Source organism: Chloroflexota bacterium, assembly GCA_020850535.1.
Classification (GTDB): domain Bacteria; phylum Chloroflexota; class UBA6077; order UBA6077; family JACCZL01; genus JADZEM01.
Genome location: JADZEM010000135.1, coordinates 62,841 through 78,281, shown reverse-complemented (window position 1 = coordinate 78,281; position 15,441 = coordinate 62,841). Strand labels below are relative to the sequence as shown.

General features: G+C 69.6%; 10 protein-coding genes. 5 read left to right on the top strand and 5 right to left on the bottom strand.

All coding sequences use genetic code 11. The annotated features are described in order from the left end of the window. The first annotated feature begins 9 nt into the window (after positions 1 to 9). Positions 10 to 1,512, top strand: coding sequence for a CoA-acylating methylmalonate-semialdehyde dehydrogenase (locus IT306_19920; protein ID MCC7370698.1), 1,503 nt, complete (start codon positions 10 to 12; stop codon positions 1,510 to 1,512). Positions 1,513 to 2,298: 786 nt separating this feature from the next. Next, entirely contained in the window at positions 2,299 to 3,516 is a 1,218-nt protein-coding gene (locus IT306_19915) for a cysteine desulfurase-like protein (protein MCC7370697.1), read from the top strand. A 299-nt stretch (positions 3,517 to 3,815) separates the two neighbouring features. On the opposite strand, the gene IT306_19910 is transcribed toward IT306_19915, so the two are convergent. Beyond that, positions 3,816 to 4,463 (bottom strand): DUF2306 domain-containing protein, encoded by a 648-nt coding sequence (locus IT306_19910; protein ID MCC7370696.1) that lies wholly within the window; start codon positions 4,461 to 4,463, stop codon positions 3,816 to 3,818. A gap of 658 nt (positions 4,464 to 5,121) precedes the next feature. On the opposite strand from IT306_19910, the gene IT306_19905 reads away from it, so the two are divergent. The 3 genes from IT306_19905 to IT306_19895 all read left to right on the top strand — a co-directional run bounded on the left by IT306_19905 (position 5,122) and on the right by IT306_19895 (position 8,012). Further along, positions 5,122 to 5,844, top strand: a complete 723-nt coding sequence (locus tag IT306_19905) for a uridine kinase (GenBank protein MCC7370695.1) — start codon at positions 5,122 to 5,124, stop codon at positions 5,842 to 5,844. Continuing rightward, the gene (locus tag IT306_19900; GenBank protein ID MCC7370694.1) at positions 5,844 to 6,503 is read left to right on the top strand and encodes an HAD family phosphatase; all 660 of its coding nucleotides are present in this window, start codon (positions 5,844 to 5,846) and stop codon (positions 6,501 to 6,503) included. The genes IT306_19905 and IT306_19900 overlap by 1 nt, the downstream gene beginning before the upstream one ends. Before the next feature lie 132 nt (positions 6,504 to 6,635). After that, a complete protein-coding gene (locus tag IT306_19895) occupies positions 6,636 to 8,012 on the top strand; it encodes a TrpB-like pyridoxal phosphate-dependent enzyme (GenBank protein ID MCC7370693.1) in 1,377 nt (458 codons plus the stop codon). Positions 8,013 to 8,198: 186 nt separating this feature from the next. Here IT306_19895 and IT306_19890 read toward each other — a convergent pair whose 3' ends face one another. From IT306_19890 to IT306_19875, 4 genes are all read right to left on the bottom strand, one after another. Next, entirely contained in the window at positions 8,199 to 9,914 is a 1,716-nt protein-coding gene (locus tag IT306_19890) for an alpha/beta hydrolase fold domain-containing protein (GenBank protein ID MCC7370692.1), read from the bottom strand. 223 nt (positions 9,915 to 10,137) lie between these two features. After that, complete coding sequence (locus IT306_19885) at positions 10,138 to 12,219, bottom strand: methyl-accepting chemotaxis protein (protein ID MCC7370691.1); 2,082 nt, start codon at positions 12,217 to 12,219, stop codon at positions 10,138 to 10,140. A gap of 229 nt (positions 12,220 to 12,448) precedes the next feature. Continuing rightward, entirely contained in the window at positions 12,449 to 14,536 is a 2,088-nt protein-coding gene (locus tag IT306_19880; protein MCC7370690.1) for a methyl-accepting chemotaxis protein, read from the bottom strand. A 674-nt stretch (positions 14,537 to 15,210) separates the two neighbouring features. After that, positions 15,211 to 15,432: a hypothetical protein gene (locus IT306_19875; protein MCC7370689.1), complete on the bottom strand. Its 222-nt coding sequence runs from the start codon at positions 15,430 to 15,432 to the stop codon at positions 15,211 to 15,213. Positions 15,433 to 15,441: the final 9 nt, after the last annotated feature.

Genomic DNA, 15,441 nt, shown 5'->3' with positions numbered 1-15,441 from the left:
GTTACTGTCATGGCGACCACGAGCCGCACCCTGTTGCAGAACTACGTCGGCGGCCAGTGGGTCAACGCATCCGCCGCCGAGACCCGCGAGGTTCGCAACCCGGCCACCGACGAGGTATTGGCCGAGGTGCCACTGAGCAGCGCTGCCGACGTGGACGCGGCGGTCCGGGCGGCGCTGACAGCCTACCCCGGCTGGCGCTCGACGCCGCCCCAGGAGCGGGCGCGCCCGTTCTTCCGGCTGCGCCAGTTGCTGGAGGACGAGCGCGAGTCCCTGGCGCGGATGATCGTCACGGAAATGGGCAAGACGCTGGACGACGCGCGGGGGGAGGTCCAGCGGGGCATCGAGAACGTCGAGACGGCCTGCGGCACGCCGAGCCTGATGATGGGCTACGGTCTGGAGGACGGCGCGGCGCGGGGCATCGACGAGGAGGTGGTCTACCAGCCGCTGGGGGTGTTCGCGGGGATCACGCCGTTCAACTTCCCGTTCATGATCGCGTTCTGGTTCTGGCCGTACGCGGTGGCGACGGGCAACACGTTCATCCTCAAGCCGTCGGAGCAGGATCCGATGGTGCAGCGGCGGGTGTTCGAGCTGATCGAGCAGGCGGGCTTCCCACCGGGGGTGATGAACCTGGTGAACGGCGCGCACGACGCCGTCAACGCGCTGCTCGACCACCCGAAGATCAAGGGGATCTCGTTCGTCGGGGCCACGAAGACGGCCCAGTACGTCTATGCGCGGGCGGCGGCGGCCGGCAAGCGGGTCCAGGCGAGCGGCGGCGCGAAGAACGCCATCGTGGTGATGCCGGACGCGGACCTGGACGCCTACCTGCCGACGATCATGAACTCGGCGTTCGGGGCGGCGGGGCAGCGCTGTCTGGCGAACTCGCTGGTGCTGCCGGTTGGGTCGGCGCACGCGGCGGCGCGCGAGCAGATCCGGAGCGCGGCCCAGGGGTTGCGGCTGGGCAACGGCCTGGATGCGGGCGTGGACATGGGGCCGGTGGTGTCGGCGGCGGCGCGGGATCGGCTGTTCGGCGCGATCGCACGGGCGGTCGATGAGGGCGCCGATCCGGTGCTGGACGGTCGGACGGCGCACGTCCCGGAGTATCCGAAGGGCTACTTTGTGGGCCCGACGGTCCTGGACAACGTCCGCAAGGACTCGGCCACCTACCGCGAGGAGCTGTTCGGGCCGGTGTTGGGGATGTCGGCGGTCGGCAGCCTGGACGAGGCGATTGCCCAGATCAACGCGGCGGAATACGGCAACGCGGCCTCGATCTTCACGGAGAGCGGCGCGGCGGCCCGCCAGTTCCGCTACGAAGTGGAGACGGGCAACATCGGGATCAATGTGGGCGTGGCCGCTCCCGTGGCGATGTTCCCATTCAGCGGCGCGAAGCAGTCGTTCCTGGGGGTGTTGCACCCACAGGGCCGCGACGCGATCCGCTTCTTCACCGAGAGCAAGGTGGTGATCTCGCGGTGGGGTCGCGGCGACCGTGGTCCGGTGAGCGGCGTCGGCCGCTGATTCTCCGTCACCGTCATCCCGAGCGGAGTGACCCTGCACCCGAACCAGGGCGATTGCCTGTTGATGTCGTCGTGCCGCCGCGTCGGGGCTTGAAAGCCCCGCCTACCATCCTGCAGTCGCTGCGCGACGCCCCGGTCTCGCCGGACGACGCTGTTCCCGGCGTCCGTCGCGCAGCGACTGAATGCGTGTAGGCGGGGGTTTCAACCCCCGACTGCGCGTCTCGTCGCGCTTCGGGAACACCAGCGAACATGCAATCGCCCTGGCACCCGAACCTGTCATCCCGAGCGGAGTGAGCGTGCGAACGCAGTCGAGGGATCTTCCCCTTGGTGGTTACACGAGGAAGATCCCTCTCCGCTCGTTCCTCGCCGCGGTCGGGATGACGAGCGGGCGCGCGGTCCTGCTACGGTCGGGTGACGGTCCCCTCATGTCCGGTGCGGTGGACTACTCGACGATCAGGCCGGGGCCGGATCTCAGGCGGGATTCGGCCTCCGCGCCGATCTGCGCCAGCAGGTCGGCAGCCGGAGCCACCGACTCGATCAGCCCGGCGGCATCGCCGACGATCGCGGCCGCCGGCGATGCCTCCCATCGGGGCCAGCACGATCGGGTAGGTCAGGCCAAAGGCGTCAGTCAGCGCGGTGTGAATGGCCATCGTGCCCCATGATGCGGTGCGCTCCGCCGCGGCCAGGGCGATGTGGCAGCCCGGACCGTGGTGGGAGCATACGGCACCGGCCCGCCGGCGTCGCATGCTCGCTATACTCCGCGAAGCCTGAGGAGCATCGTTCACCCATGACGCTTGATGTCGCCGCCCTCCGCGCGCAGTTCCCCTCCCTGGCATCCGGCATCGCCCACTTCGACGGTCCCGGCGGCACCCAGACGCCCGCCGTCGTCGGGCAGGCCATCGCCGAGACGCTGTGCGGCCCGCTCTCCAACCGAGGCACCGTCGGCCTCTCCGAGCGTAACGCCGACGACGCCGTCAACGCCTTCCGCGCGGCCTACAGCGACCTCCTCAACGTGCCGCCCGCCGGCATCGTTTACGGGCGCAGCGCCACCCAGATCACCTACGACTTCTCCCGGCACCTCGCGAAGGCGTGGGAGCCGGGCGACGAGGTCGTCGTCAGCCAGCTCGACCACGATGCCAATGTCCGCCCGTGGATCCAGGCCGCCGAGCACGTCGGCGCGACAGTCCGCTGGCTCACCGTCGACGCCGCCACCGCCGACTTCGACCTCAGCGCCCTGGACGAGATCGTCAATCCGCGCACCCGGCTCGTCGCCGTGACCGCCGCGTCCAACCTGATCGGCACACGGCCGGCCGTCGGCCGGATCGCTGCGCGCGCCCACGCGGTCGGCGCGCTCGTCTACGTGGACGGCGTCCACTACACCCCGCACGCCAGCGTGGATGCGGGGGCGCTCGGGGCGGACTTCTACGTCTGCTCGCCGTACAAGTTCTTCGGGCCGCACTGCGCCGTGCTGGCCGCCGATCCCGCGCTGCTCGAAACCATCCTGCCCGACAAGCTGCTGCCCTCCACCAACGTCGTCCCCGAGCGGTTCGAGTTCGGCACCCTCCCCTACGAGATCATGGCCGGCGCGACGGCGGCAGTCGACTTCATCGCCAGTCTCGCGCCGCCAACGGACGGCGCCCGGCGGGACCGCCGGGCGTGGCTTGTCGCCGCCAACCACGAGATCGACGCCCACGAGACGCGGCTGCTCCACTCGGTCGAGGATGCGCTGCTCACCTGGGAGGATCGCGTCACCCTGCACTCGAAGGCGCAGGATCGCACGCCGACCCTGTTCGCGACCTTCCGCGACCGGCGCAGCGAGGACGCCTCTACCTTCCTGGCCGAGCGCAACATCCTGGCTCCGGCCGGCTCGTTCTACGCCTACGAGCCGTTCGTGCAGCTGGGTGTGGCGGACAGCGGCGGCCTGCGTATCGGCCTGGCGCCCTACAACGACGACCACGAGATCGAGCGGCTGGTGACAGCCCTCGGCGACTTCCTGAACGCCTGAGACGGCCACTGAGCCGGCCACATCTGATCCGCTCGCGCCCGCTATCATCGGGCCATTCCCCACGCCACCGGGCGCTGGCAGACCGCACGCGACAGCGTCCAGGCTGGGCCAGCCTCTTCGCGAAGCAGGGCTTCTACCGCGCCGCTGTACACCGACAGCCGCTGTACGCCGACAAGGTCAGTTCCTACCGTCAGCCATCGTTCGGCTACGGCTACGCCGAGGCCGGCAGCGCCAATCCCCGACGGCTCGTTTCGCGGCGTCGAGGGAACACCGACGCGCAGGCAATCGTTCAGGTCACCTCACCGAGTGGCCGCCGACAGTCGTGACGCTCGCCGGCGGATGGCCCATTCGGCCACGACGACGTTGATCGCCCAGCCCGCGCCCATCAGGAGCGCGCGGCTCAACGCACCGGGCGGGCCGGCGACCATCTCGCCGGCCAGCAGGGTGAGCACCTGCGTGCCCGCGCCCAGCCCGATGGCGTAGCCGCGCATCATCCAGGCACGATGGCGACGGACATCCCCGCGCCGGATCGCGGTGAAGGCGCGGACGATGGCGACGGCCATGAGTGAGCCGAACAGCAGCCGGAACCCGTACAGGAGCGGGCCATCCAGCACCGGAAGCTGATAGAAGTGCGCCATCCAGAGTCCCGACAGGGCGGCGGCGAGCCCGGAGACGACCACGAGCCTGCCGACGCGGCGGTGCCAGCCGGGCCAGCGCTGGCGGAAGCGGGGCGCGAACTGGAACGCGCCCAGGACGGCAAACACGCTCGCGCTCACGATGTGGAGCACCACCGGCAGCGGTGACGCGAAGAAGCGCGCATTGGCCGGTGTGATAGTCGCGCCTGCCGCAAGCTCGGACAGGCGGACGCCGCCAGCGATGAGCGGGATGGCGCTGAGCAGGAGCAGCCCGAGCATGAGCCACCCTGCCGAAGCCGGGTGGGCTGGCATTGTCGTCGTTCGAGATGAGACGTTCCCTGCCCCGTCAGGCCGGGGTGCGTGGGACGCCTGGCCAGCAGCGGAATCGGTCGCACGCACGTTCGGCTCCTTGGATGGGGTCAGATCAGGGCGCCTTCGCTGCTTCACCAGGACGACGCGGCCCTCGCTGGGGCACACGCCCACCGTAACCGCCCCAGCCTACCACGAGTCTGGACGTAACGGCGCGCCGCCCCGGTGAAGCAGCGATGACGGCCGACCGTCCGGTGATTCGGCTGGCTCCAGGGCGATTGCACGTTCGTTGATGTTCCCGCAACGCCATGCAACGCGCAGTGGGGGGTTGAAACCCCCGCCTACACTCACGCCGTCGCTGCGCGACGGACGCCGGGAGCAGCGGCAACAGGTGAGCCTGGAGCGTCGCGAAGCGACTGCAGGATGGTAGGCGGGGCTTTCAAGCCCCGACGGCGCTGCGCGACCCGCTCAACGTGCAATCGCCCTGCGGCTGGCTCCAGGTGCGGGCGTGGCTGGACCGATGGCTCGGTATACTCCCGCCACGCCCCACGCCCCACGCCCCACGCCCCACGCCCCACGCCCCACGCCCCACGCCCCCGTTCGAGCGGCGCCCCTCGCGAGTGAGAATTCGCGGCCTCAGCGACTCGGGACCTGCTACAGCATGTCACCACACGACGCTCGTGAAACCACCCGTCAGACACTCCTCGACTCGTTGGCCGACCGAATCGCCAGTATTCGGCGGCCACATCCGGTCCGCGTCGCGATTGACGGGGTTGATGCCGCGGGCAAGACCACACTGGCCGACGAGCTGGCCGAGGTGATCGGGTCGCGAGGACGGTCGGTCGTACGGGCATCAATCGATGGGTTCCATCGCCCTCGCGCCGAGCGCCAGCAGCGTGGCCCACTCTCGCCGGAGGGCTACTATCACGACTCCTTCGACTACTCCGCGCTGCAGGAGACTCTTCTCCTACCGTTGGGGCCGAGAGGCAGTCGTCGCTACCGCCGGGCGGTGTTCGACTCCCGAGCCGACAGGTCTGTTGAGATGCCCACCGAGATCGCAGATCCTGACGCGGTGCTCCTGTTCGACGGCGTGTTCTTGCTGCGACCGGAGCTGGTGAGCTTCTGGGATCTTCGGGTCTTTGTAGACGTGGATTTCTCCGTAGCGTACAACCGTGCCATGCTTCGCGATCTGGAGCTCTTCGGGACCGCTGCCGCCGTCCATGACCGCTACACACGGCGGTATATCCCTGGGCAGCGCCTGTACCTGGCAGCGGCTCAGCCACGAGAGCGCGCCGATATCGTCGTGACGAACGACGATTCGGCACACCCGGTTCTCATCGTTCGTCGGACTGACTCGATCTCCGACTCGGGATCGGTATGCTGATGGCGCGCTCCGAGCCGCGCGCTGTCATCTGGGACGTTGACGGCACGCTGGTCGATTCGCTCGAATGTCACTGGCAGGCTTGGTGTGAGGCGCTGGCTCATCGCGACTATGTGCTGAGTCGGGAGCGCTTCGAGTCTATCATCGGCCAGAAGATGGACACGGCGCTCCGCAGCCTGCTCGGTCCCGACCTCACGCCGGAGGAGATTCGGCGGCTCGAAGACATCAAGGAGACGAGGTGTCGGGACCTCATGCGGGCCGGAGGCATCGCGCTCCTCCCCGGCGTGACGGAGTGGCTTGACCGGCTCCGGGACGACGGCTGGCGTCAGGGCGTGGCCTCGTCGGCACCAGGGCTGAACCTCACGGTGATGCTCGGCGCCCACCGGCTCGAACGGTATTTCGGGGCCATCGTCTGCGCGGAGGACGTTGCCAGGGGAAAGCCTGACCCGGAACCGTTCGTGACGGCCGCCGAGCGGCTTGGGGTCGACGCACGCCGCTGCATCGTCGTCGAGGACGCGGCTCCCGGTATCGAGGGGGCACGCCGCGCCGGCATGCGCACGATTGGTGTCGGGCCGGGGTACGCCGCGCTCCGCGCCGACGTGACTGTGCCAACGCTCGCTGACTTGCCCGAGGGTGTCTTCGGTTCGCTGCTGGGCGCGTGACGTTTCCAGCACGCGGTGCTGGAGGTCCAGCGGGACGAGGGCTGGCTATACTCCCGCCACGATCCACGATCCACGATCCACGATCCACGATCCACGATCCACGACCCAGGCCGCGTAGCGAGGAGGCTCGGCATGCCCCTGGACGACAAGCAGACCAAGATTGTGCTCGACGAACGCGATCTGCCGACCCACTGGTACAATATCGTCCCGGACCTGTCCAGCCCGCCGGCCCCAGCCCTGCACCCGGGCACCGGACAGCCGCTCGGCCCGGCCGATCTGGCTCCCCTGTTCCCGATGGGGATCATCATGCAGGAGGTCTCGCAGGAGCCCCGCATCGAGATCCCCGACGAGGTCCGGGACATCTACCGGCTCTGGCGGCCCTCGCCGCTGTTCCGCGCCCGCCGGCTGGAGAAGGCGCTCGATACCCCTGCCCACATCTACTACAAGTACGAGGGCGTCTCGCCCTCAGGCTCGCACAAGACCAACACGGCCGTCGCCCAGGCCTACTACAACAAGCAAGAGGGCATCAAACGGCTGACCACCGAGACCGGGGCCGGCCAGTGGGGCACGGCCATCGCCCTGGCCGCCACCATGTTCGACCTCGAGTGCACGGTGTACATGGTCAAGGCGTCCTACTACCAGAAGCCGTATCGGAAGTCGTTGATCCAGGCGTACGGCGCGACCATCTACGCCAGCCCGTCAGAGCAGACCAACGCCGGCCGCAAGGTGCTGGAGGAAGCGCCCGACTCGCCAGGATCGCTCGGCATCGCCATCTCGGAGGCCGTCGAGGACGCCGCCACCCACGACGATGCCCACTACTCGCTCGGCAGCGTCCTGAACCACGTGCTGCTGCATCAGACGGTCGTCGGGCAGGAGAGCATGAAGCAGATGGAGCTGGCCGGCGAGTACCCGGACGTGGTCATCGGGTGCGTCGGCGGCGGCTCCAACTTCGCCGGGATCTCGTTCCCGTTCGTGGGGGAGCGGCTCAAGCACGGCAAGAAGACGCGCTTCGTCGCCGCCGAGCCGCTGGCCTGCCCGACCCTCACCAAGGGCGTCTACACCTACGACCTGGGCGACACCGTCGGGCTGACGCCGCTGGTCAAGATGCACACGCTCGGGCACACGTTCGTGCCGCCGTCGATCCACGCGGGCGGCCTGCGCTACCACGGCGACGCGCCCCTGGTCTGCCAGCTGGTGGACGAGGGGGTCATCGAGGCCGTCGCGCACGCCCAGACGAAGGTATTCGACGCCGCCGTGCAGTTCGCGCGGACCGAGGGGATCATGCCGGCCCCCGAGTCGGCCCACGCGATCCGCTCGGCCATCGACGAGGCGCTGGCTGCGAAGGAGGCCGGCGAGCCGCGCGTGATCCTCTTCCTGCTCTCCGGGCACGGCCACTTCGACATGGCCGCCTACGACGCCTACTTCTCGGGCCAGCTCGAAGACTACGAGTACCCGGAAGCGGCCATCCAGGAGGCGCTGGCGCATCTGCCCCAGGTGGCGGGCCGCTGACCGGCGGCCCGCCCCGCGCTGAGGCCAACACGCTGCCTCAGGGCCATCGCCTGTTCGTTGGTGTTCCCAGAACGTGGCAATACGGGCAGTCGGGGGTTGAAACCCCCGACGACCCTGCACGACGCGCTCAACATGCGATTGCCCTGCGCGCTTTGCAAGCGGCGGCGGGGGGTGAAGGGTATCCCGTCAGCGGGCGGCGACGGTCGCGAACGCCTCCTTGAAGAAGCCGAAGTGCCCGACGCCCAGCCGCACGATCTTGTCGTCGTAGGGGTGCGCCGCGCCCGGCACGATGGTGTACTCGTGCGCGATGCCCAGCTCCAGCAGCAGATCGTGGAAGCGGTCGTTGCGCTCCAGCAGCGAGTCCTGGTCCCCGCAGAAGCTCCGCACCAGCATCCGCCCCCGGATCCGGTCCGCGTTCTGCCGCACCAGCGTGGAGGGATCGTCGGCGTGGAACCGCGCGGCGTCCCCGCCCCAGACCGTCTGCAACACCCGCGACCGTCGCACGTCGTCTGACGGCCGGGCCACGGTGAAGTCGATCAGCGCGCCGGCCGAGATCGAGACCGTCCCGAACAGGTCCGGATACTTGAACCCGAGGTGGGCCGCGCCGAAGCCGCCCATCGACTGCCCTTCGATGGCCCGCCCCTCGCGACCGGCGATCGTGCGGTAGGTCGCGTCGATGTGCGGGATCAGCTCCTCGACGATGACCGTCTCAATCGGCCACTGCCCGCCGGGCCAGTCGCAGTAGAACCCGGCCGGGCCGCCGTTCGGCAGCACCGCGATGGCCGCCGGCGCGATGCCAGCGCGGATCGCCTCGTCCAGCATCCGCACGAACGTGCCGCCGCGCCGTGGGTCGCCGCCCATCCCGTGCAGCCAGTAGATGACGGGGTAGCGGGTGCTGGCGTCGGCGTCGTAGGCGGGCGGCAGGTACAGCGAGTAGCCGACTGGCCCGCCGGCGGCCCGGCTCTCGAACGTCTGGAATGTCGCCAGCGGCGGCGTGGCGTCGGGGTTGACCCACGCGCGCGAGGCGACGGTCACCAGCTGCGGCGCCGTCGGCGTGGCACGGGGCGTCGCGTCGGCCGGCGCGGGCAGCGGGGCCGGCCCGAGATGCCGGTCGAAGAACGCCTCGACGCGGCTCACCACGGCCGGGTGCTCGAAGGCTGGGCCGCCGTGCCCCGCCCCGAGCACCGTGTGGAAGATAGCGTCCCCCGAGCCTGTCGCCTGGTACATCTGCTGGCTCTGCTCGAAGGGGACGGTCATGTCCTCCGCACCGTGGAAGATCAAGAAGGGCGGCTCCGTGCCGTTCGGGTAGCTGACCGGGCTGGCCGAGCGCGCCCGCTCAGGGTGCTCGCTGACGACGCCGCCGAGCAGCTGCCCCTCGGGCGAGTCGGCGTCGTCGTGGTCGAGCGCGCTGGCCTGCCCGACCATCCCCAGCAGGTCGGATGGCCCATAGAAGTCGCAGACGGCCTGCACGCGGCTGGAGTGCTCGGCCCAGCCGCCGTTGCCCTCAAGCTCGGGCCGATCCGGCGCCACGCCGAGCATCGCCACCAGGTGCCCGCCGGCCGATGCGCCCCACGCCCCGATGCGCTCGGGATCGATGCCCAGCTCGTCGGCGTGCGCCCGCAGGTAGCGGACGGCCGCCTTGCAGTCCTCGATCTGGGCCGGCCAGACTGCCTCGCCGCTCAGCCGATACTCGATGCTGACACAGACGTAGCCGCGCCGCGCGAACGGGAACAGCTTCGGGATGCCGCTGTCCTTGCTGCCGTGGCGGAACGCGCCGCCGTGGACCCAGAGCAGGGCTGGCGCGCGGCCGGCCGGCGGCGGGGTGGCGCGGAGCAGGTGCATGATCAGGGGGCGGCCCCCACCAGAGCCGTACGCGACGGTCGAGATCACGACATCGGACATGGGGCGGTCCCCTCCTCACGCGGCAGGCGTGCGTTGCTGTCCGTCCATGATAGTGCGCGCTCCGCCACGGAGCATGGTGAGCGCCCCGGCGTCGCGGCAAAGGCCCCTCACCCCCGCCCCCCGCTCCTGCACGCGGGAGACGATGTCTGTGAAGCCGATATGTGCGCCGCGCAGCGGGGCGGGGGGTCGTCCACGGCGTCCGGACGACCCCCGGCCTCCAGAGCTACGCCGCGCGCCGCCGGCCGGCAGCCCGCTGCTGGCCCGTCTGTCGCTCGCGCTGGCCCGACTGGCGCTCACCCTGGCCGCCCACCTGGCGCGGCTCGGCGGACTGATCGAGCTGGAACTGGGCCACCAGATCCCGCAGCCCCTCGGCGGTCGATGCCAGCTCCTCGGCCTGGGCGTTCATCTCCTCCACCTGGGCCGACATCTGCTCGGCGGACGCCGATACCTCCTCGGTGGCGGCGCTGTTCGACTCCGACACGCTGGCAATCGCGTCGATCGCCGCGTTGACCTGCCCGGCCTGGGCGGCCATCTGCTCGGTCGCTGCCGAGTTCTCCTCGACCACCGCGCTGATGCTGCCCATCGAGTCGACCACCCCCCGCGCGCCGCCGGCCATCTCCTGCGCCGCCGAGGCGATCTGCGTCACCTGGCTGACCGTCGTGTCCACCGCCCGCAGGATCTCCGCCAGCGAGGAGCCGGCCTCGTCGGCCCGCGCGGAGCCCTGCTCGACACGCACCGACCCCTGCTCCATCGCGTCCACGGCCTCGCGGGTGCGCGCCTGCACCTCACGGATCAGCTCCGAGATGGCCCGCGTCTCGCGCTGGGAGCGCTCGGCCAGCTTGCGGACCTCGTCAGCCACCACCGCGAACCCCTTGCCGTGCTCGCCGGCCCGAGCCGCCTCGATGGCCGCGTTCAGGGCCAGGAGATTGGTCTGCTCGGCGATGTCGTCGATGGTCTCGACCACCGCCCCGATCTTCTCGCCCAGCCGGCCGAGGTCGCCAACGCGTGCCGCGGCCGCCGCCACGACCGTCCGGATCTCAGACATGCCGTCCACCGTCTGGCGCACGGCGCGCGCCCCGTGCTCGGCCACGTCCTTCATCTCGGCCGAGGCCTCGGCGACGTCACGCGCACGCTCTGCGACCTGCTCCACTCCGGCCGCCATCTGCATGGTGGTCGTGGAGACGGCCTGGACCTGTTGTGCCTGCTCGCCGGCCCCCCTGGCTATGCCGTCGATGGCCTGCCCGAGCTGCGTCACGGCCTCAGCCGACGCCTGGGCCGACTGGCTGGCCTCGCCCGAGCCGGCCGCCACCTGCTGGATCGCCTGGGTCACCTGCTGGACCGCGCCCGTCGTCTGCGCGGCGGCCTGCCCGAGCTGCCCGGACGTGGCCGCGACGGTATCCGAGGCCTCCTGAACCTGGCGCAGCAGGTGCTGCAGCCCCACCCGGGCCTGCTCGTAGCTGTCCACGGTCGCGATGACCTTGTCGCGCATCAGGTTGGTGATCCGCGCGGTCTCGCCGATCTCGTCGGAGCCGTAGCGGACAATCGCCGGCGTCAACGGAACCACTTTGACGGTCAGGTCGTTGTGCGCCAGCGCTTCGAGGGCACGCGAAAGCTCGCTTGCACAGCGCTCCGTGAGCGAGGTCAGCGTGGTCTGCACGTCGCGGACCCCGCGCACGATGCCCCGCGAGACGATGGCTGCCATGCCCGCGCCGAGCGCGACGGCCAGCGTCGAAATCCCCAGCAGCAGCCAGATCGAGGTTGACGCCGTCGCCCGGGTGTCGGCGTTCATCGCCGCGCCAACGTGCTGCTGCACCCTGGTCAGGTCCGTCAGGCTGTTGAGCGACTCGGTGAACAGCCGCCCGGCCTCCCCGACACGCAAGGCGTTCGCCTCGTCGCGCTTGCCCTGGTCGGACAGGTCGAGCACACGTCCGCGCGTCTGCACGTAGGCCGGGAAACTCCGCTGCCAGGCCGCCAGGTCTTCGACCTCCGCCGTCACCAGCTCGGTGGCGGCGTACTCGCGCATGCGGTCCTCAATGGTCCGGATCCACTTCGCATCGTCGGCACGGATCTTCTGGCGGCCGGCAGCATCCGCGAGATCGTAGCCGAGCGCCCCGAGGCGCAGCTCGTACAGTGCCATCTGCACATCCGAGAGTTGCAGGACGGGGACCAGCCGGTCGTCGTAGAGCGACGAGAAGTCACTGGCGAAACGAGTCGTGTTGCGATAGCCGACGAAAGCGACGAGTCCCAGCAAGACCAGAACCGTGCCAAATCCAGCGTACAGCTTGCCGCGAATCCCAAGTTGCACTCGACCCTCCCTCGATCAAGAGCGCCTGGAGCCGAGCGGGCATCGTCCTCGACGCACGCGCTCGGGGAAGCGGCCTCCGAGTCCGTTCGCTCTCCTTTCGAGCGTCTGGTAACCGCTTCCACATGAAGACATCGGAATCACACACGCAAAAGTGACGGGACATGCAGCGCGGCGATGTTCTCTCAGCGATTTCGCACCGCGATTCCACTAGGCGTTCGCCTGGATCCTGTCAGCTCGCGCGAGTCCACGCCGGCGCTGACTGGGGGAGACGGGCGCCAGCGGGCGGGAGGGCGTCGCCCTCCCGTCCGCTGACGCCCTCCGCGAGCTGGAACCGCGTCACGAGTGACCGCAGCATCTCGGCAGTGACCACCAGCTCTTCGGCCTGCGCCGTCATCTCCTCAACCTGGGCGCTCATCTCCTCGGTGGACGCCGAGACCTGCTCAGCCGAAATCGAGTTCGCCTCCGAAACGGCGGCACTGGTCCGGATCGCCTCGGTGACCTCCTCGGCGCGGGCCGCCATCTGCTCGGTCGCCGACGAGCTGCCGTCAACCTCGACCGCCAGCGTCTGCATCATCTGCACGACGCTCCGCGCCCCATCCGCCATCTCCTGGGAGGCCACGGCGATGCCGTTCACTTCGCTCACCGTCGCCGCGACCGCGTCAAGAATCTTGCCGAGGGCGGCGCCTGCCTGATCGGCTTTGGCGACCCCCGCCCCGACCCGGTCGGAGCCGGCGTGCATCGCCGCCATCGCCTGCTGGGTGCTGGCCTGCACCTGGACGATCAGCGCTGAAATCTCGCGGGTCTCCCGCTGCGAGCGCTCGGCGAGCTTGCGGACCTCGTCGGCCACCACCGCAAAGCCTGCGCCGTGCTCGCCGGCCCGGGCCGCCTCAATGGCCGCGTTCAGCGCCAGCAGATTGGTCTGCTCCGCGATCTCGTCGATGATCTCGACCACCGAGCCGATGCGTTCGCCGAGCGCTCCAAGATGCTCGACGGTCGTGGCGGCCGTCGCCACCACCGACTGGATCTCCTGCATGCCGGCGACGGTCTCTCGGATCGCCTCCGCGCCATGCTCCGCCGAGAGCCGGGCCTGCTCGCTCGTCGCCGCCACCGAGCGCGCGTTGGTTGCCACCCGCTCGATCCCCGAGACCATCCCAACCGTCGTCGTCGAAGCCTCCTGAAGCTGGCGTGCCTGTTCGCGAGCGCCGCGCGCCACGTCCTCAATGACCTGGGCAAGCTCGTCCACCGCGCGGTGCGACGACTGGGCCGCTCGACTGCTGTCCTGGGCGCCGTCGGCCACACACTGGATCGCGCCGGCGACCTGCTGAACCGCGCCGCTCGTCTGGGTCGCCGCCTGCCCGAGATCCCCGGCCGTATGGTTCAACCCATCCGCCGAGAGCTGCAGCTTCTCGACGAGCTCGTGCAACCCCTCGACCATCGCTGCGAAGGCCATCCCGAGGCGGTCCTGCTCAGAGTGCGGATCGATCTGGACCGTCAGGTCACCGTCCGCGATAGCCTGGGCTGCCACCGCCATTGACCGCTGATACGCGATCATCCGGCGAAAGTCGCGAGCAAGCTGCCCGATTTCGTTGTCGGAATCCAGCTCGATCTGCTGCTCGACGTCGCCTGCGCTCAGCCGCGACGCCACCTGCGACAGCCGGATGACTGGCGCGACGATGCCGTGCGAGAGCAGGTAGCCGGCCCCAACACCGGCTGCGACCGCCACCGCCAGCAGGGCCAGCACGAGCGCCCGCTGTCGCTCAAACTCGACCCACCCGGCATCTCTCGCAGCGGCGGCCCGCGCCTGGTGCATCGCGCTGAGCGCTTCGAGTGCGTCAATCGCCTCGGACACGCCGCTCGCATCGTGGATCTCGTCAGCCGCGTCAACCTCGCCCGCATGCGCCAGTTCGAGGATCTTCTGTTGGTTTGGCTCGAAGACGGCCCACCGCCGGTCGAACTCGGCCAGCAGGACGGCGCTCTGTGGCCCGGCCGCCTGACGGTCCTCGCGGTACTCTTGGAGCAGCTCGGCGAACGCTCGGCTCAGCTCGTCGAGGCGCTGGATGTCGTGAGCGCGCTCCTCGGGCGAGGTCGCGTTCAGAGCCTCTTCCAGCGTGGTGTTGATCCGTTCGAGCGTCAGCGTCGCCCGCGAAACGCGGTCGAGCGGCAGCAGCTCGCGCCCGTACATGCCGTCGAGACCGTCCGCCAGCCGGCCCAACGACGCGATGCTGACCCAGCCAGCCACGCCGAACAAAACCAGAATCGAGCTGATGCTGGCGATAAGTTGCCAGCGCACACGCACATGGCGTAGCCAGGATCCCATTTCTCGTACTCCACCCACACTGCCTGCACACCACACCCGCCACCATGGCGCGCGAACAGCACACCCTGGCTGCCGGCAGGCTCTTTCGAGAACAACGGCCCACCAGCGCAGCAGGATGGGGTGCTGACGGAAAAGATTTCGGAAAGAATTGAGATGAACGGGCGTCGGGACAGCCGGCCCAGGGGAGTCGGGACATCCGCCCCGTCTGCGTGTGCGCCGCTGGACGTTGAATGAGAGAGAGGAATCAGTTCAGTAGAGAGGGCCTTTGAGAACAGGTGTTGTTCGCGGGACCTCATTGAACGCGGAAAGAAGGCACGCAATGACTCAGGCATCCGTCTGGTACAACACCTGCCCGGTCTGTCACGGGCAGGGCCGCATCCCGTGTAAGTCCTGTAGCGGCGCTGGCGACGTCAGCGACATGCACCTGGGCCCTGGCAGCTCGGCGACGGCCGTCCAGAAGTCGAAGGCTGCGCCACGGTGCGCCTGCCCGGAGTGCGGTGGGAAGGGCGCCTGCTCCTGCACCGCCTGCCACGGCCACGGCATGCGCGGTACGCCAGCGTTCACGGGCACGATCTATTAGGCTCAGGTCCGACGCGACCGCGACCAACAACCGCACCTGACTCGCGCCTGACTGGGGACCGGCCGGGCGACAGCGCCTCTGTCGCCCGGCCGAATCAGGCCGCTGGCGTCGTGCGCGAGAGCGCGAGCTTCGCGAGAGCCGCGCTCTCGGCGATGTCGGTGAGCTGACCGCCCGCGTCTTCCCGGAGGAGCAACAGCGTGGCGACCACCTCAGCGCCATGCCTGTCGATCGCCTGTCGAACGATGTGCAGCGCTGCATCCTCGGTCGTATACGAGCCGAGAAGGTTCGCAGATTCCATGTCCCAGAGCTGAAACATCGTGTATCG